Annotated in this window: 13 protein-coding genes; 9 read left to right on the forward strand and 4 right to left on the reverse strand. The window is 74.3% G+C overall.

Translation table 11 applies throughout. From position 1 onward, the window contains the following. The first annotated feature begins 15 nt into the window (after positions 1-15). On the forward strand, positions 16-2388 hold the full coding sequence (locus P2H44_RS01800) for a YbcC family protein (RefSeq protein ID WP_345798974.1): 2373 nt from the start codon (positions 16-18) through the stop codon (positions 2386-2388). 373 nt (positions 2389-2761) lie between these two features. Here P2H44_RS01800 and P2H44_RS01805 read toward each other — a convergent pair whose 3' ends face one another. Beyond that, the gene (locus tag P2H44_RS01805) at positions 2762-4474 is read right to left on the reverse strand and encodes a SulP family inorganic anion transporter (protein WP_275761699.1); all 1713 of its coding nucleotides are present in this window, start codon (positions 4472-4474) and stop codon (positions 2762-2764) included. Between the two features lie 77 nt (positions 4475-4551). Beyond that, positions 4552-4812: a helix-turn-helix domain-containing protein gene (locus tag P2H44_RS01810; RefSeq protein WP_275761700.1), complete on the reverse strand. Its 261-nt coding sequence runs from the start codon at positions 4810-4812 to the stop codon at positions 4552-4554. 179 nt (positions 4813-4991) lie between these two features. Here P2H44_RS01810 and P2H44_RS01815 point away from each other — a divergent pair, with 179 nt between their 5' ends. Further along, positions 4992-5351, forward strand: coding sequence for a zinc ribbon domain-containing protein YjdM (locus P2H44_RS01815; RefSeq protein WP_275761701.1), 360 nt, complete (start codon positions 4992-4994; stop codon positions 5349-5351). An 80-nt stretch (positions 5352-5431) separates the two neighbouring features. On the opposite strand, the gene P2H44_RS01820 is transcribed toward P2H44_RS01815, so the two are convergent. After that, positions 5432-8887, reverse strand: coding sequence for a Calx-beta domain-containing protein (locus tag P2H44_RS01820; protein ID WP_275761702.1), 3456 nt, complete (start codon positions 8885-8887; stop codon positions 5432-5434). Positions 8888-9276: 389 nt separating this feature from the next. Here P2H44_RS01820 and P2H44_RS01825 point away from each other — a divergent pair, with 389 nt between their 5' ends. The 3 genes from P2H44_RS01825 to P2H44_RS01835 all read left to right on the forward strand — a co-directional run bounded on the left by P2H44_RS01825 (position 9277) and on the right by P2H44_RS01835 (position 11767). Then, a complete protein-coding gene (locus P2H44_RS01825) occupies positions 9277-10263 on the forward strand; it encodes a sensor histidine kinase (RefSeq protein ID WP_275761704.1) in 987 nt (328 codons plus the stop codon). After that, entirely contained in the window at positions 10260-10949 is a 690-nt protein-coding gene (locus P2H44_RS01830; RefSeq protein ID WP_275761705.1) for a LytR/AlgR family response regulator transcription factor, read from the forward strand. Before P2H44_RS01825 ends, P2H44_RS01830 begins: the two co-directional genes overlap by 4 nt. 92 nt (positions 10950-11041) lie before the next feature. Further along, a complete protein-coding gene (locus P2H44_RS01835) occupies positions 11042-11767 on the forward strand; it encodes a Crp/Fnr family transcriptional regulator (protein WP_275761706.1) in 726 nt (241 codons plus the stop codon). A 34-nt stretch (positions 11768-11801) separates the two neighbouring features. On the opposite strand, the gene P2H44_RS01840 is transcribed toward P2H44_RS01835, so the two are convergent. Continuing rightward, positions 11802-13853 (reverse strand): catalase, encoded by a 2052-nt coding sequence (locus P2H44_RS01840; protein WP_275761707.1) that lies wholly within the window; start codon positions 13851-13853, stop codon positions 11802-11804. Between the two features lie 393 nt (positions 13854-14246). On the opposite strand from P2H44_RS01840, the gene P2H44_RS01845 reads away from it, so the two are divergent. From P2H44_RS01845 to P2H44_RS01860, 4 genes are read left to right on the forward strand one after another with little or no spacing between them, the layout of a single operon-like run. Next, positions 14247-15266, forward strand: a complete 1020-nt coding sequence (locus tag P2H44_RS01845; RefSeq protein WP_275761708.1) for an acyl-CoA dehydrogenase — start codon at positions 14247-14249, stop codon at positions 15264-15266. Then, on the forward strand, positions 15259-16029 hold the full coding sequence (locus P2H44_RS01850; RefSeq protein ID WP_275761709.1) for a PIG-L deacetylase family protein: 771 nt from the start codon (positions 15259-15261) through the stop codon (positions 16027-16029). The genes P2H44_RS01845 and P2H44_RS01850 overlap by 8 nt, the downstream gene beginning before the upstream one ends. Continuing rightward, positions 16029-16610: an SAM-dependent methyltransferase gene (locus tag P2H44_RS01855; protein WP_275761711.1), complete on the forward strand. Its 582-nt coding sequence runs from the start codon at positions 16029-16031 to the stop codon at positions 16608-16610. The genes P2H44_RS01850 and P2H44_RS01855 overlap by 1 nt, the downstream gene beginning before the upstream one ends. After that, positions 16607-17674 (forward strand): glycosyltransferase family 2 protein, encoded by a 1068-nt coding sequence (locus P2H44_RS01860; protein WP_275761712.1) that lies wholly within the window; start codon positions 16607-16609, stop codon positions 17672-17674. Before P2H44_RS01855 ends, P2H44_RS01860 begins: the two co-directional genes overlap by 4 nt. Positions 17675-17751 lie beyond the last annotated feature (77 nt).

Genomic DNA, 17751 nt, shown 5'->3' on the forward strand with positions numbered 1-17751 from the left:
GGACGTCCCATGTTCATGAACGCCATCCGGATCGAGCCCGCGCGGGTCTCCGGCCTCCTTTCCGCGGCCGAGCGCGCGGCCCGCGCCATCCCGCCCGCCTTCCCGCTGGACGCCACCGTCGCGGTGAACCCCTTCCTCGGCCAGTCGGGCGAGGACCTGGCGACCGCCGCCGCGCGGCTCGTCCGGGTCGCCGGGGTCGCCGTCACGCGGCCGCGGGCCGAGTACGCCGCCGAGATCGCGGCCGGCCGCATCGCGCCCGAGGACCTGGACGCGGCGCTGGCCGCCTGCGCCTCACCGCTGAGGCCCCGCCACGCGGCCGCGCTGAAGGCCGCCGCCCGCGCCCCCTCGCCCGCGCCGCAGGCGCTGCCGACGGTCGCCGACCTCGCCGCGCAGGCGGACGGCGTGGACTGGCCCGCGGTGATCGAGAAGACCGTGGGCCTGTGGGCCGCGGGGCATTTCGACCGGGGCCAGGCCCTGTGGGCCCCCGCCCCCGGCCGGCCCGCCTTCGCCGCCTGGCGCTCGTGGGCCACGCGGGACCTGACGCCCGAGATCGCCGGCCTGCCCGGCTTCTGCCGGCACGTCGCCTCGGCCCCCGACACCGCCGAGCGGGCGATCCTGCGCGCGGCCGAGCGGCTGGGCCTGAGCGAGCCCGCGGCCGAGACCGCCTTCCACCGGCTGCTGATGGACCTCGGCGGCTGGGCCCAGCACGCGCGCTGGCTGCTGTGGCAGGCGGAGCTCGACGGCGGGACCGACGCGACGCTGGCCGACCTGCTGGCGATCCGGCTGGTGTGGGAGGAGGCGCTGCTCGACGCCCACCCCGCGCTCGCCGACCGCTGGCAGGAGGTGGTCGCCGCCCACGCCGCCCCCGTGATCCCCACGGCCGATCAGGTGACCGACGCGATCCTGCAGGACGCCGCCGAGCGGGCGGCGCAGCGCCGGCTCGCCGACGCGCTCGACGGTCCGGCCGCCCCGAAGGATCGGCCCGCGCTGCAGGCCGCCTTCTGCATCGACGTCCGCTCGGAGGTGTTCCGCCGGGCGCTCGAGGCGCAGGATCCGGGCGTCGAGACCCTGGGCTTCGCGGGCTTCTTCGGCCTGCCGCTGGTCCATGCGCCCCACGCCTCCGACGTGCCCGAGGCGCGGCTGCCCGTCCTGCTTAAGCCCGCCCTGCACTCGACCGCCCAGCTCGGGGAGGCGGAGGAGCAGGCGGCGCGCATCGGGGCCCGCGCCGCCCGCGCCTGGGGCCGGTTCCGGCAGGCCGCCGTCTCCTCCTTCGCCTTCGTCGAGGCGGCGGGCCCGCTCTACGGCGCGAAGCTCGCCGCGCAGGCGCTGGGCCTGAAGCGGAGCCGGCCGGCCCCCGCCCCCGCCCCACGCTTCTCCGAGAGCCTGTCGGCGGAGGCCAAGGCCGAGCTCGCCGCCAGGGTCCTGCGCGCGATGAGCCTGACCGAGGGCTTCGGCCGGCTGGTCCTGCTGCTGGGTCACGGCGCCACCGTCGCGAACAACCCGCATGAAAGCGCCTATCACTGCGGCGCCTGCGGCGGCCACGCCGGCGACGTCTCCGCTCGCCTGCTCGCGGGCCTGCTCAACGACCCCGAGACCCGCGCGGGCCTCGCCGGGCAGGGGATCGCGCTCGACGACGAGGTGATCTTCGTCGCGGGCCTCCACGACACCACCACGGACGAGATCACGCTCCACCCCGACGCCGTCCCCGCCGACCGGGCGGAGGAGTTGGCGCAGGCGCAGGCCTGGCTCCGGGCCGCCGGCGCCCTCGCGCGGGCCGAGCGGGCGGCGCGCCTGCCGGGCGCGACCGCGGCGACCGTCGCCGCGCGCGCCTGGGACTGGGCGCAGGTGCGCCCGGAATGGGGCCTCGCCGGCTGCTCGGCCTTCATCGCCGCCCCGCGCGCGGCGACCTCCGGCGTCGACCTCGGCGGCCGGGCCTTCCTGCACAGCTACGACTGGCGGGCGGACGAGGGCTTCGCGACGCTGGAGCTGATCCTGACCGCCCCGGTGGTGGTGGCGAGCTGGATCAGCCTGCAATACTACGGCTCGACCGTCGCGCCCGAGGCCTTCGGCAGCGGCAACAAGCTGATCCACAACGTCGTCGGCGGCATCGGCGTGGTCGAGGGCAACGGCGGCCGCCTGCGCGCGGGCCTGCCCCGGCAGGCGATCCACGACGGCGAGGCGCCGGCCCACGAGGCCCTGCGCCTCTCGGTCCTGATCGAGGCGCCGCGCGAGGCGATCTCGGCGGTCCTCTCCCGCCACCCCTCCGTGCAGGCGCTGTTCGACAACGGCTGGCTGCACCTTTTCGCGCTGGAGGAGGGCCGCGTCGCCGCCCGCCGCCTGCCCGACGGGAGCTGGTCCAACCCGCAGGCGCCCGCGCTCGCCGCCTGAGACCGCCGCGAGGCGCCGCGACCGCCCGACTCGCCGCGGGGCCGAAGACCGCTTCGGCCCCGCGATTCCAGTTTCCATGAACAACTGTCGCCTGGCGCGAGATTGAATTCGCATATGTGCGCTATTGGCGAGTATTGACCCGGGGGAATAACGATAATCCGGCGGAGTTTCGCTGGCGTCCGCATTCGAAAAATCGTATCCAATGATCAGAGCCGGAGGCGATTGGGGATTTCGCCCGGCTCGAGCATGACGCGGGCATTGGGGTGTTCATCGCATCATGCGTGTCGCCGCCGCGTGCGCTCAGTCTGGGGAGATGACGCACGCGGCGACGACACTCCAATCCCCCGCGCGGCCACCGCCCGCAGACGCCCCTTCAGCCGTCGACGACCCCACCGCTCCGCGAGCCTGCCAGCGCCTCCTCCACGGTGGCCGCCTGCCGGACCAGCGGCGCCTGCAGCCCGTGAGCGGCCAGCATGGCGCGGATCTCCTCGCTCGCGCCCGCGATCCACAGCGCGGTCCCGCGCTTGCGCGCCCCGTGCGCCAGGCCCTCGAGCATGTTGGCCCCCGTCGAATCCAGGAACGGCGCGGCCGAGAGGTCCAGGATCAGCGTCCGCCGCCCGTCCTGGATGCGGTCCAGCACCGACCCGATCGAGGCCGCCGCCCCGAAGAACAGCGCCCCGGTGATCCGGTAGACCACCACCTCGGGGTCGGAGGCCGCGCCTTCGTCGTAGCTCTCGCGCGGACGGGCGCCGTCGGCCTCGTCCTGCCCGACCAGCGGCGTGTGCAGGGCCACCGCCGTCGCCCGGCTCATCCGACGGATGAACAGGACCGAGCCCAGCGCGAAGCCCACCACGATGGCCTCGGTCAGGTCGCGGAAGACGGTCAGCAGGAAGGTCGCGCCCAGCACCGTCGCCTCCCCCCAGCCCGAGCGCAGCAGCGCCGCGATGGCCGGCCGCTCGACCATGTTCCAGGCCACCACCGCCAGCACCCCGGCCAGCGCCGCCAGCGGGATCCAGGCGGCCAGCGGCGCGGCGACCAGGATGAACAGCATCAGGAAGGCCGCGTGCAGCATCCCCGCCACCGGCCCGTGCGCGCCCGAGCGCACGTTGGTCGCCGTGCGCGCGATGGTGCCGGTCACGCAGAACCCGCCGAACAGGGAGGAGGCGACGTTGGCCGCCCCCTGCGCCACCAGCTCGCAGTTCGAGCGGTGCCGCCGCCCGGTCATCCCGTCGGCCACCACCGCCGACAGCAGTGACTCGATCGCCCCCAGCAGGGTGAAGGAGACCGCGGCCGGCAGCACGTCGACGACCTTGTCCCAGGACAGCGTGGGCAGATGCGGCGCCGGCAGGGTCGAGGGGATGCCGCCGAACTTGGTGCCGATGGTCGCGACCGGCAGGTCCAGCAGCGCCGTCGCCGCCGCGGCCAGGCACACCGCGATCAGCATCCCCGGCCAGCGCGGCCGCCAGCGCCTCAGCCCCAGGATCACGCCCACCGTCGCCAGCGCCAGCGCCGGCGCCGCGGGCGTCAGCGTGTCCCGCGCGGCCCACAGCGCCGGCGCCTTCTCCAGCAGCGCGCCGGGCTCGTTCGCCAGCGTCAGGCCGAACAGCTCCTTCACCTGGCTCGCGAAGATGATCACGGCGATGCCGGCGGTGAAGCCCACGGTGACGGGGAAGGGGATGAACTTGATGAAGGTTCCCAGCCGCAGCCAGCCCACCGCGGCCAGCATCAGGCCCGACAGGAACGTCGCCAGGATCAGCCCGTCCATGCCGTGCTCGGCCACCGTCGCGGCCACCAGCACGATGAACGCCCCCGCCGGCCCCCCGATCTGGAAGCGCGAGCCCCCCAGAAGCGAGACCATGAACCCGCCCGCGATGGCGGTGTAGAGCCCCTGCGCCGGGGTCGCGCCCGAGGCGATGGCGATGGCCATCGACAGGGGCAGGGCGACGATGGCCACCGTCAGCCCCGCCACGGCGTCGGCGCGCAGCTGCGCCAGGCCGTAGCCCTCGCGCAGCACGGTCAGGATCTTGGGGGTGTAGAGCTCGGCGAAGGTCGGAGCGGCGCTCCGGCCGGCTGCAAGGTCTGTCATCTGGGGCCGCGCCTTGGTCAAGGAAGCGGCGGGATCGTCGGCAGGTCGTCGGCGGTCGCCGTCGCGGGTCGGAAGGGTCAGGGGTCGGTCGGAGGGGCCTTCAGGCGGACGCCCCGTCCGCCCGAGCGGCTGGTCGCGCCTTCGCCGATCAGCTCGATCCCGGCCCGGTCCAGCGCGTCGACGACCTTCACGAGGCTGTCGACGACGCCGCGGACGTTGCCCTCGCTCGCCTCCATGCGCCGGATCGTGGGCACGGACAGGCCGGAGAGGTCGGCCAGGGTCTTCTGGTCGATGCCCAGCAGCGCCCGGGCGGCGCGCATCTGCGAAGCGGTGATCATGAGTCGCTCTTGAAGGACGATTGCTGAATTCAAGCAGACCGATTATCATATTTCAAGTATCACTGATGATATCCTGAAACCTACCGGACGAAGCCGCCCCGCGCAGGCCTCGGATCGCGCCGCCTGCGCGCCGCGCCCTACCGGGCGGACCGCCCGACCCAGAGAACGGAAAGCCGCCCATGACCGACGCCCTGCCGCCCTGCCCGGAATGCGGATCCGTCCTCGCCTACGAGATGGACGCCCTGCTGTGCTGCCCCGAATGCGGGCATGAGTGGTCGCCCGCCGCCGCCGCGGCCTCGGCATCCGCCGACACCGACGCCGCCCAGGTGCGCGACAGCGTCGGCAACGTGCTGGCCGACGGCGACACGGTGACGGTGATCAAGGACCTGAAGCTGAAGGGGTCGTCCACGGTGGTGAAGGTCGGGACCAAGGTCCGCGGCATCCGCCTGGTCGACGGCGACCACGACATCGACTGCCGGATCCCCGGCGTCGGCCAGATCGGCCTGAAGTCGCAGTTCGTGAAGAAGGTGGTCGAGTAGCGCCGGCGCCCGACGGCGGAGACGCGGCCGCTTTCGCTCCGCGCGCCCGCGGGGCCGCCGGGGCGCGGGCAGGGGGCCGCTCAGGCGAGCAGCAGCCCCGCCGCCCCCGCGCCGTCGTCGTCCAGGATCAGGCCGCGGCCCTCGCCGTCCAGGATCTCCGCCCCGCGGGGGTTCGAGAGCAGGACGGCGAAACGCTCGTCCGCCTCCGGTCGGTCGTCTCCCAGGATCTCGACCCGGATCTCCCGCGTCCGCTCGCCCGGGGCGAAGACCAGCGTGCCCGAGGCCTGGGCGAAGTCATCCGCCCCCGCCGTGCCCGGCGCGGTGCGCCAGTCGACCGAGACCGCCTCCTGCGCCGGCGCGCTCAGCGAGACCTCGAACACCGCCGCGCCCCCGCCGCCGTCCTCGGCGAAGTCGAAGCGCATCGGCTCCAGCCAGGCCATCTTCTCCTCCAGCACCGTGCGCCAGTCGTCGGCGAGGATGCCGCCCGTGTCGCCGGAGTTGGGGTTCCACGACCACCAGGTCCAGCCGATCCCCTCCTCTCCGGCGCCCAGCTCCGAGGTCCCGTCGCCGTCGAAGTCGCCCTGGAGATAGGCCGTCAGCGCCGCCAGCCAGGGCGCGTCCTTCGGGTCCTGCAGCCGGGTCCCGAACTCGCCCAGCATCACCGGGGCGATCTCCTCTTCGAAGATGAAGCCCCAGGCCTCGCGGAACACCTCCGGCAGACCGTCGGCGAAATCCTCGCCCTGGAACCAGGGCTGCGCGTGGATCGAGTTGGGGTAGTCGTGGGGCGAGTAGACCAGCTTGTTCTCGACCGCGAGGTCGATGGGCCGGTCGCGCACCCCCTGCAGCGCGCCCCCCCACCAGTAGGGATCGCCCCCGTAGGCGCCCACCCCCTCGACCAGGATCAGCCAGTTGGGATTGACCTCGCCGATGGCGTCGCCGGCGGCCTCGGCGGCGCGGGCCCAGTCCCGCGCGCCCCCGCCGCCCCAGGTCCCGCCGTGGGGTTCGTTGTGCAGGTCGGCGCCGATCACCGTCGGATCGTCGGCATAGCGCGCCGCCAGCATCCGCCAGTCCGCGATCCACCCCGCCTCGGTGAAGCCGCCCTCGCCGAACCACAGCCCGTTGCCCGAGGTCCCCGCCCCCGCGGTCGAGCGGTGGTGGTCCAGGATGATCCGCATCCCGATCTCGCCCGCGTAGTCCACGATGACGTCGAGGATCTCCACCGCGCTCAGCCCCGCCAGGTCCGGGTTCTTCGAAAAGTCGATCCCGTTGGGCGCGGCGCTGGTGTGCAGCATCTCGGAGGAGAAGGGCAGGCGGATGGTGTTGAACCCCTCCGCCTTCATCTGGTCCATCATCTCGGCGTAGCCCCGCGTCCACAGCCCGTGCGGGGCCATGGTGGGGCTCTCGAACCCGAACCAGTTCACGCCGGCGATGCGCACCGGGGTTCCGTCGGCATCGACGACCTGGTTCCCCGACGTGGAGAACCAGCCCGGCGACGCCCCCAGGCCGTCGCCTTCGACCGCCTCGGCGTCGCCGATGCCGATCCCCGGGAGGGGCGCGGGATCGTCGTCCACGATCGCGCCCTGCGCCCGGGAGACGCCCAGCGTCGCGCCTGCCGGCGCGTCGAGGGCGAGGGCGAGGGTCTCGACGGGCTCCGCCGCGTCGTCGTCCAGGGTCTCGACGCGCACCTGCGCGCGCGTCTCCCCCGGCGCGAAGCTCAGCGTTCCGGCGGCCGCGACGTAGTCGTCGCCGGCCTGCGCGGTCCCGTCCTCGGTCGCGTAGCGGACCGTCACGGTTTCGGCCGCGGCGGACGAGAGCGAGACGTCGAAGACGAGCGCCCCTCCCTCGACCGCCTCGGCCCCGACGACCGAAATCGCCGGCGACGCGGTAGGTGGGACCGCGCCGTTGAGGTCCAGGCCGGAGAGGTCGGAGCCCTCCCCCGACGCCTGGAAGCCGAAGCCGACGGCCGCCCCCGCGGCGACCTCGGCGTTGTAATCCATGTTCCCCAGGACGTAGCGGGACCCCTCGTGCGACAGGATCCGCGCGTTCCACAGGTTCGCGATCTCGAAGCCCGCGTCGAAGGAGACGGTCCAGCCGTCCAGCCCGGACGCCCCCGCCTCGACGGTCATCTCGGCGACGAAGCCCCCCGCCCAGGCGTCGCGCACCGCATAGGCGACCTCGCCCTCGGAGGGAGGCGGCGGAGGCGGCGGCGCCGCGTCGTCGTCCAGGATCTTCACCCGACCGACGCCGTCCGCCACGCGGGCCCCTGCGACGCCCGTCAGCTTCACGACGAAGGCCTCGTCGCCTTCCTCGATCTCGTCGCCGCGCACCTTCAGGCGCAGGGTCTTCACGGTCTCGCCCGCCTCGAAGGTCAGCGTGCCGGAGCGGGCGAGGTAGTCCTCCCCCGCGCGCGCCGAGCGGTCGCGGGTGGCCCAGTCGAGCGTGACCGGCGCGTCCGAGGCCTCGGACAGGCGCACTTTCAGCTTCGCGACGCTCCAGCCCGCGTCGCCTTCCTCGACCTTCGCGTTGCCGATCCGCAGCTCGGGCGGTTCGTCGACGGGCTCGGGTTCCGGCTCGGGCTCCGGTTCAGGCTCGGGCTCCGGTTCCGCGTCGTCGAGCACGGCCTGCCAGGCCTCGCGCGCCGAGGGATCGCGGGCCACGATGGCCCCCATCTCCAGCGCCGACAGCGGCACGCCGGTCAGGGTGTAGCTCTGCTGGTTGCCGACGATCGAGACGACGACGGCGCCGTCCACCTCCTCGACGGCGAACTCGTGGGCCTTGAACCAGCCGAAATCCAGCCGGTCCACGGCCGGATCGAAGTCGAGCGCCACGTGCTCGCCCCAGCGCCACTCCAGCGCGTAGGTCACGCCCGCGGCCCCCGGCGGCGGATCGCCCGGGCCCGCGGCCGTCGGCCAGTCGAGCGTGCCGGGAACCGGCATCCCCTGGTCGACCACCTGCGCCGCTGGCACGTCCCCCAGGCCGAGCTGCTGGTGCACGCGGTCCTCGCGCACCTGGGCGGAGTAGAACAGGAAATGGGAGGCCGAGAGCTGGTCGACCGTCACGTCCAGCAGGATCAGCGCCTGACCCGTGCCGGCGTTGGCGATCACCACGCCCTCGGCCCCGTCCGTCATGGAAATCTGTTCGCGCGAACCGTAGTGGCGGAAGTCCACCAGGTCGGTCGCCGGGTCGAAGGCGACCCGGTCGATGCGTCCCGGCTCGTGCGAGCGGGCGTGGACGACGCCCGGCTCCGCCTCGACCCCGTGCGCCCAGGCCAGCGCGCCGGCCAGGCACTGGCGCAGGTGGTCGTTGATCACGGGAAGGAAGCTGTCGACGGTCAGCTGGCCCAGCGATACGCCCCGGACCAGCGTGGTCTCGCCCGACCAGGGGTTCAGGAAGCCGACGCCCGCGGCGGTGTCGACGACGATGAAATTGTGGACGGAGACGTCGCCGAGATCGAGCTTGTCGCGCGCCGGATCGAAGCCGATCACGTCGCCCGCGCCCTGCCTGACCTCGAAGATCCGCCCGCCCGTCTCGTCCATCGCCCTGCCGTCCTCCTCCGGCGCGCGCCCTGCGCGGCGAGGCCGGGATCGGGCGTCCCGCCTCCCGCGATCCGCCCCTCCACGACCTTGCCGTCACGACATCGCCCCCTCTCGCGCGCCGATCCAGAGGGGCGGCGGCGGAGATCGGCGAAGCGGGCGGAATCCTCGGTCAAGCGGGCGCCCGCGCGGGCGCGGAGGGGCGGGGCCCCGCGCTTGTCCGGCCGCCGCGGCGCCTGTATTCGAGTCGGGCGACGCCCGGCTCCCTCCCGGCCACGGAGATCGTCCCCATCGTTTCCACGGCGCATCCCGCGGCGGACCCGACGCCCCTTCCCTTCCGCGATCCGCGCTCGGCCTCGCGGGTCACGGCGGCGGGCTGGGCGGTCTTCGCGATGTTCGACGCGACGGTGCGGCTGTTCGTGGTCCAGGACGTCGTCGCGGCCCTGCTGCTGACCTGCGCCGCCGTCCCGGTGGTCGCCGCGCTCGCCTACCTGCTGGCGGCCGTCTACCGCCGGCTCGACGTGTCCGAGGGACTGACGCTTCCGGCGCTGGGCTGGATCCTGCTGCTTTCCGCCGTCGCCGGATCGACCGCGACGGCGGTCAACGAACTGGTGCGCGGCCCCCTCGGCGCGCCCTCGCCCGAGGGCCTGCTCCAGCCGCCCTATCTCTCTGTCGCCTTCTACTATTTCGTCCTCTTCGTGTGCTGGGGCCTCGCCTGCTTCTGGACCACGGCCGAGCGCGCCCGCCGGGCCGAGCGTCGCCGCGCCGCCCGCGCCGAGGCCGAGGCGCGCGAGGCCGAGCTCCAGCGCCTGCGCCTCCAGCTCGACCCCCACTTCCTGCTCAACGCGCTCAACGGCGTGGCCGAGGAGATCCAGGAGGATCCCGCCGCCGCCCGCGCGATGATCCAGGACCTGTCGATCTTCCTGCGCCGCTCGCTGGCCGGGATCGAGCGCCTGGTGGTGCCGCTGGACGAGGAGATCGACGCGCTCGAGGCCTATCTCGCCGTCCAGCGCTCCCGCTTCGGGGCGCGGTTCGAGGCCTCGCTCGACGTCGACGCCGCCGCGCTCCGGCGCGAGGTCGCCTCCTTCCTCCTCCAGCCGCTGGTCGAGAACGCGGTCGAGCATGGCCGCCGGGCCGGGCGCCGCTCGGTCGACGTGCGCATCCGCGCGCGCGACGACGGGCTCGCGATCGAGATCCGCAACCCCGGCCGCCTCGCCGACGCCGCCCCGGCCGGCAGCCGCACCGGCATCGGTCTGGCCAACGTCCGCCGCCGCCTCGCGCTGCACTACCCCGGCCGCCACGCCCTGTCGCTGGCGCAGGAGGGCGAGCGCGTGCGCGTGATGCTGGAACTGGAGGGCGCGCCACGCTCCGGGTCGTGATCGTCGACGACGAGCCCCGGGCGATCCGGGCGCTCGCCCGCCTGCTGGCCGCCGCCCCCGACGTCGAGATCGTGGGCGCCGCCGACACACTGGCCGAGGGGCTGCGCGCGATCGAGACGCTGCGCCCCGACGTCGCCTTCCTCGACGTCGAGCTCGACGTCGGCGACGGGTTCGAACTCCTCGCCCGCCTCTCCCCCGCCCCGCGCGTGGTCTTCGTCACCTCCCACGCGGACCGGGCGGTGGACGCCTTCGCGGTGGAGGCGGCGGACTACATCCTCAAGCCCGTCGATCCCGACCGGCTGGAGCAGGCCCTGCGCCGCCTGCGCCCCGCCCCCCGTCCCGAGGCCGCGCCCATCGAGCTGGCCACCCCCGGCCGCACCGCCCTGGTCCCCCCCTCCGCCATCGCCGCGCTGACCGCTGAGGGGGACTTCACCCGCGTCCACCTGGCCGGCGAGCCCTCCCTCCTGATCCTGCGCACCCTGAGCCATTTCGAGGAGCGCCTCCCCGCGCCCCCCTTCGCGCGGCTGGGCCGCTCGACCATCGTCAATCTCGACCGGGTGCGCCGCCTCGCCTCCCGCGACCGCAACCTCACCCTCGCCACGCTCGACGGCCTGGTCGAGCCGCTGCCCCTCGGCCGCGCCGCCGCCGGGCGCCTGCGCGCCGCCCTCGCCGGGCGCGCCGGGTGACCTCCCCGCACTGGACGTCGGCCCCGCCCAGAGTATCTTCCCCGCTCGACGGGACCCGGGCGAGCGGGCCTCAGGCCGACAAGGGGGGCGAGATGCGGGCGAGCGACCATACCGGCATGGCGCGCAGATTGACGCCGGCGCTGTGGCGGCGCCTGAAGGCCGCCTGCAGCGGCGTCGTCGAGGTTCCGGCCGGAACCGTGCTGACCCGCGCCGGCGAGCCCCTCGACCGCAGCGCCCTGCTCCTCGACGGGCTGATGGCGCGCAACGCCACCGACGGCGTGCGCGAGGCGCAGATGGTCGCCCTCCAGGTTCCCGGCGATTTCGTCGACCTGCACGGCCTGCCGCTGGGCCGGCTCGACCACGACGTCGTCGCGGTCACGCCTGCGCGGCTGGCGCTGTTCCCGCACGAGGCGCTGTTGAGCATCGTCGAGCGCGGCGCCGCCGACGCCGGCGCCCTGTGGGCGCTGACCATGATCGACGCCTCGATCCACCGCCACTGGACCTTCCGCATCGGCCAGCTCCGCGCGCTCGCCGGGATGGCCAACTTCCTCTGCGAGATGCAGCTGCGCATGGAGCTGTGCGGGCGCAGCAAGGACGGCCGCTTCGCCCTGCCCCTGATCCAGAGCCAGCTCGCCGAGGCCTGCGGCCTCTCGGGCGTCCACGTGAACCGCACGTTGCGGGAGCTGCGCGAGGCCGGCATCTGCGTGGTGCGCGACGGCGAGGTGCAGATCCTCGACCAGGCCGAGGCGGTGCGCATCGGCCGGTTCGATCCGGGCTACCTGTATCTTCCCTGGGACGGAACGGACGGCGACGACTGAGCTGCCGCTCCGCCGCCGCCGCCGCCGCCGCGCGTCAGCCCAGTCGGTCCCAGAACCGCAGCTTCGCGCAGGCCTCGAGAAACCGGACCGCGTCGTCCTCGTCGTCCAGCGTCAGCACCCCGTCGTCGGGCTCCTGCGCCACCGCCTCGAACCACAGCTCGCGGGCGGCCGGCGTCAGGGCCACGAACTTGCCGTGGGCGCAGGCGTCGGCCAGGAAGGTGCGCGCGTCGTAGGATTTCAGGAGCGTGCGCGCCCCCGCCTCGCTGGCCAGCACCGCCACCGCGTCGTATCGGGCCGACGGGGCGCCGTCGATCTTCTCGTGGGCGGGGACCTTCTCCCCGTCCGCCAGGGTCGCGCCGCCCACGGTCATCGCCACGCGCTCGATCTTCGCCCCCGCCGCCTCGGCGGCCGCAGTCAGCGCGTCGAGCATCCCGCGCTCGATCCCGTCGGTCATCAGCACGCCCAGCTTGCGGCCCCGGAAGGTCCGCGGCGGGTTGGCCAGGATCGACAGCGCGGTCGAGCGCTTCGTCTCCACCACCGGCTTCGCGGGCTCGGCCGGGTCGGGCATCTCATCGAGGCCCAGCCCCTCGGCCACCGCCTGGGCGAGGTCCTCGTCGATCACCCGCAGGTGCGACAGCATCCGCTCCCGGATCCGCGGGATCTCGCATTTCGACAGCTCGAAGACGAGCGCGTCGGCGATGTGGTCCTGCTCGATCGGGGTCTGGCTGCGGTAGAACTGGCGCGCCTGGCTGTAGTGGTCGGCGAAGCTCTCGGCCCGGATCCGCCGCTTCGGCCCGCCGGTCCGCTCCTCGTGGGAGCGGAAGCCCCGCTCGGGGTCCTCGCGCGGGCCCTCGCCGTGGCTGTTGGGCTCGTAGTTGGCGCGCCCCACGGGGTTCTTCATCGCCATGTGCCCGTCCTGCTGGAGGTTGGCGAAGGGGCAGCGGGGCGCGTTGATCGGGATGTGGTTGAAGTTCGGCCCGCCCAGCCGCTTCAGCTGGGTGTCGAGATACGAGAAGTTGCGCCCCTGCAGCAGCGGGTCGTTGGAATGGTCGATCCCCGGCACCAGGTTGCCGGTCTGGAAGGCGACCTGCTCGGTCTCCAGGAAGAAGTTCTCGGGCATCCGGTCCAGCGTCATCACGCCGACGGTGCGCACGGGGACCTCCTCCTCCGGGATCAGCTTGGTGGCGTCGAGCACGTCGAAGGCGAAGCGGTCGGCGAAATCCTCGTCGAAGATCTGCATCCCCAGCTCCCACTGGGGGAAGTCGCCGGACTGGATCGCCTCCCACAGGTCGCGGCGGTGATAGTCGGGATCGGCCCCGTTGATCTTCACCGCCTCGTCCCACAGCACCGACTGCACGCCCAGCTTCGGCTTCCAGTGGAACTTGACGAAATGCGCCTGCCCCTCGGCGTTCACCAGCCGGAAGGTGTGCACGCCGAACCCCTCCATGAAGCGGAAGGAGCGGGGAATGGTCCGGTCCGACATGATCCACATGACCATGTGCATCGCTTCGGGCATCAGCGAGATGAAGTCCCAGAAGTTGTCGTGCGCCGTCTGCGCCTGGGGGAAGCCGCGGTCGGGCTCGGCCTTGGCGGCGTGAATCAGGTCGGGGAACTTCATCGCGTCCTGGATGAAGAACACCGGGATGTTGTTGCCCACCAGGTCCCAGTTGCCCTGCTGCGTGTAGAACTTCACCGCGAAGCCCCGCACGTCCCGCGCGAGATCCGGAGAGCCCTTGGCCCCCGCCACGGTCGAGAAGCGCACGAAGACCTCGGTCTTCTCGCCCGGCCGCTGGAAGAGGTCGGCCGAGGTGTACTCGGCCAGGCTCTCGGTCAGCTCGAACGTGCCGTGGGCGCCGTAGCCGCGGGCGTGGACCACCCGCTCGGGGATGCGCTCGTGGTCGAAGTGGAACAGCTTCTCCCGGAAGACCTGGTCCTCCAGCAGGTGCGGCCCGCGCGAGCCCGCCTTCAGGCTGTTCTGATCGTCCGAGATCGGCATCCCGACCTGGGTGGTCATCGCAGGGCGATCCCCGTCGGCGGTCTGGTGAGTCTCGCCGCCGGGGCCGCGGGTCTGCTCGGGGTCCTTCATGACCAATATCCTTGTCCGGAAAACCGGCGGCATCCTCGAGGATCGAGGCGTCCGGCGCTCCGGCATCGACCTAGCGAGCCCCCCGAATTGACAAGTCGCCCTTAACATTTGTTGGTCCCGGATACCGTCCTGCGGCGCCCGCCCACCCTGCGGGCCGGCGATCCAGAGCCGGCGGGCCGCCCTGCTCCGGGCGCTGCAACATCTTGAAATGGCCGGTGAAACCGGCCCGTCGCGCCCCTGTCCTGCCGGCGCGCGACCGGCTCGAAAATTCTTTCGCCTCAGGGTCCTGCGTCCGGCGGCCCCGCGTCGCCGCCGTTTGCAAGTCGGCTTCGCGCCGTATTCTGACCACGAGCGACCCCCGATTTCAGGCGGAGTTCCAACCGCGAGGCCCCCATGCGTCACGTCCTGCCCCTGCCGTCGATCCGCGTCGACCGATGCGCCTCGATCCTCGTCGAGCTGCGGGACGGCGCGTGGCTCGCCCCCGAGAGCTGGGCCACCCCCGAGGCGCTGCACGCCGCCCTGCGCCAGGTGGCGGCGCGCGACCTCTCGGCCGGGCGGCTGCTGGAGGGTCACGCCAACGCCCACCGCCTGATCCGCGCCCACGGCGCCCCCGCCCAGCTTTCCGAGGCGAAGGCCGCGATGCGCGAGGGCGCGCTCTACGGCGTCTGGGCCGCCGACGGCCCCGACCCCGTCTCCTGGAACGGCGAGACCCTGGACGGCGCCAAGCGCTTCGCTTCCGGCCTCGGCATGGCCGCCCGCGCCATCGTCGCCGCCCGCCGCCCCGACGGCGAGGGCGCCCAGCTGGTGATCGTCGACGCCTCCGACATGCGCCGCCACCGGCCCGAGGAGTGGGACGTCTCGGGCATGGCCGACAGCTGCTCCGGCGGCTTCGACTGCACCGGCCTTCCCGGAGAGCTCCTGGGCGCCCCCGGCGTCTACACCGCCGAGCCGCAGTTCATCGGCGGCACCTGGCGCATCGCCTCCGTCACCCTGGGCGGGGTGATCGGCCTGCTCGAGCGCGCCCGGACCGCCCTCGCCCGCCGCGGCCACCTCTCGGCCGACGCCCAGCTCCTGCGCCTCGCGCCGCTGGGCATCCGGGCGCTGGCCGCCGACGCCGCCGTCGCCCGCGCCGCCGAGGTCGCCGAGGGCCCCCTCGGGCGGGCCGAGCCGGAGCGCGCCGCCACCCTCTCGATCTCCTGCCGCCTGCTGATGGAGGAGCTCGGCCAGGACGCGATCGCCGCCGTCGAACGCTCCGTCGGGCTGGGCATGTTCGCCCTCGACGACCCCGTCGGGCGCATGGCCCGCGACCTCGCCTGCTACCTGCGCCAGGCGGCGCGGGACGCGATGACCCTGCGCGTGGGCCGCGACCTCTTCGTCGAGAGCCGCACGGTCGAGGACTGGTTCGATGCTTGACCGCCCCGACCTCTTCCCCGACCCGCTCGCCGAGCCCCCGGACGGCCCCGTGCCGCCGCCCCCGGTCGTCGCCTCGACCCTCGAGGGGCTGCTGCGCGGCCACCCGGCGCTGGTCCTCGCCCCGCACCCGGACGACGAGTCGCTCGCCTGCGGGGCGCTGCTCGCCGCCGCCTTCGCCGGCCCCGGCGCCCACGTGATCTGCCTCACCGACGGCGGCGCCTCCCACGTCGGCTCCCCCACCTGGCCGCGCGAGGCGCTCTCCGCCCTGCGCAGGCGGGAACTGGAATGCGCCCTCGAACGCCTCGGCGGCTCGGCGCAGGACCTCACCTGGCTGGGCCTGCCCGACGCGCGCACCGACGAGATCGCCAACCTCGGCCCCACGCTCGCCGCGGTGATCGAGGCGATCCGGCGCACCCGCGCCCGCAGCCTCTTCGCCCCGTGCGAGACCGACCCCCACTGCGACCACGAGGTCGCCGCCTCCGTCGCCCGGGCCGCCGCCCGCATGACCGGACTGCGCCTGTTCAGCTACCCGGTCTGGTCGCGCTGGCACGATCCCGCCTTCCGCGCCCGCCTCGGCCGCGTGCGCGAGCACCGCTTCGACCCCGGACCCTGGCGCGCGGCCAAGCGCGCCGCGATCCGCTGTCACCGCAGCCAGCTGGGGGAGGTCATTTCCGACGCGCCCCAGGCCTTCGAGATGGCGCCGGCCTTCGTCGAGATGTTCGAGACCGGCCCCGAGATCTTCTTCGAAAGGGAGCCCCGCTGATGCACGTTTCGCTTGCGCACCTCGAGGCGATCTACGCCGACGGAGACGACCCCTGGGGCTTCCGCTCCAGCCCCTACGAGCACGCGCGCCTCGGCGCCGTGGCCCGCGCCCTGCCGCGCGCCCGCTACGCCTCGGCGCTCGAAATCGGCTGCGGCAACGGGGAGCTGGCGCGCCGCATCGCGCCCCGCTGCGACGCCTACCTGGGCGTCGACGCGGTGGAGGCCGCGCTCGAGGCCGCCCGCCGCGCCGCCCCCTCGGCCCGGTTCGAGCGGCTGTTCGTCCCCGCGGAGCTGCCCGCCGGCCCCGGGGACGCCGAGCACGACCTGATCCTGCTCTCGGAAGTGCTCTATTTCCTCGACGCGCCCGAGATCGCCGATCTCGCCGCGCAGATCGATCGGCGCTGGCCGCAGGCGGACATCCTGTGCTGCACCTGGCTCGGCGCCAGCGGCAACGCGCTGGAGGGGGAGGCGGCGCTGGCGCTGTTCACCCATGCCTCGCGCCGCAGCTTCCGCCGCCTGCCTGTGGGGGACGGCGACGCCGACGGCTACCGGCTCGACCTGGCCGCCGGCGCCGTCCAGTGACGCCCCGCGCCCGCCGGCCCCTGCCGGCCGGCGTCGATCTCGCCTGCGATCCCGCCCGGCTCGACGCGGCGGAGACCGCGGTGATCGTGCCGGCCCGCGACGAGGCGGAGCTGATCGGGCGCTGCCTGGCGGCGCTCGCCCCCCAGCTTTCCGCCGCCGCGGTGATCGTGGCGGTGAACAACACAAGCGACGACACCGCCGCCCGCGCCCTCGCGCTCGCCCGGCGCGAGGGGCTGCCGCTGGCGGTGGCGGAGCGGCGCCTGCCCCGCGGCGGCGTCGGCGCGGCCCGCCGCTTCGGCTTCGCGCTCGCCGCGCGCCTGTGCCCGCAGGCCGAGGCGCTGCTGACCACCGACGCCGACGCCGCCGCCGCGCCGGACTGGATCGACCGGATGCGCGCCGCGCTCGCCGGGGCCGACGTGGCCGCGGGCCGCATCGAGACCTTCCCGGACGAGGCGCGCGGACTGCCCCCCGACTATCGCCGCCGGCAGCGGCGGGAGGAGCGATACCTCGGCCTCTCGCTCGCGTTCGAGGCGCTGATGGATCCGGCCGGGCGGGCCGGGGGCCTGAACCTCGCCGGCGGCGCCAACCTGGGCGTGCGGGCCGCGGCCTACCGGCAGGTCGGCGGCTTCCGCCGGCGCGAGTCGAACGAGGATCGCGATCTGGTGGACCGTCTGCGCGCCGCCGGCCTGCGGGTGGCGCGGCCGGCGGATGCGGTGGTGCGCGCCTCCCTGCGCCCGGTCGGGCGGGCGCCCGCGGGCATGGCCGCGAACGTCGCGGCGCGGCTGGCGGGGCGGGACGCGGCGGATTCGTCCCTGCATCCGCTCGACGTGATGCTGGCCCGCCACCTGCGCCCGGACCTGCACCTCGCCGCGCTGGCGGCGCGCCGGCGGCACGGGCCGCTCGACGATCTGCCGGCGCTGCGGGCCTGCGTCGCCCGCCTCGGCGCCTGCGCGACCCTCGACGAGCGCTTCGCCGTCGCCCGCTCGGTCCTCGACCGCCGCATGCGCGCAACGCGACGCGCCCCCGCCGCCCCCGACGACAGGGCGCGCGCCCTGTCGCCATGAGCGGGCGCGGGCCCGGATCCGGGCCCTTCTAGAAGGCGCGCCCCCGAAAGAACGGGCCTCGGCCCCGACGCGCGCGC

Source organism: Albimonas marina (genome assembly GCF_029223255.1).
Classification (GTDB): Bacteria; Pseudomonadota; Alphaproteobacteria; order Rhodobacterales; family Rhodobacteraceae; genus Albimonas.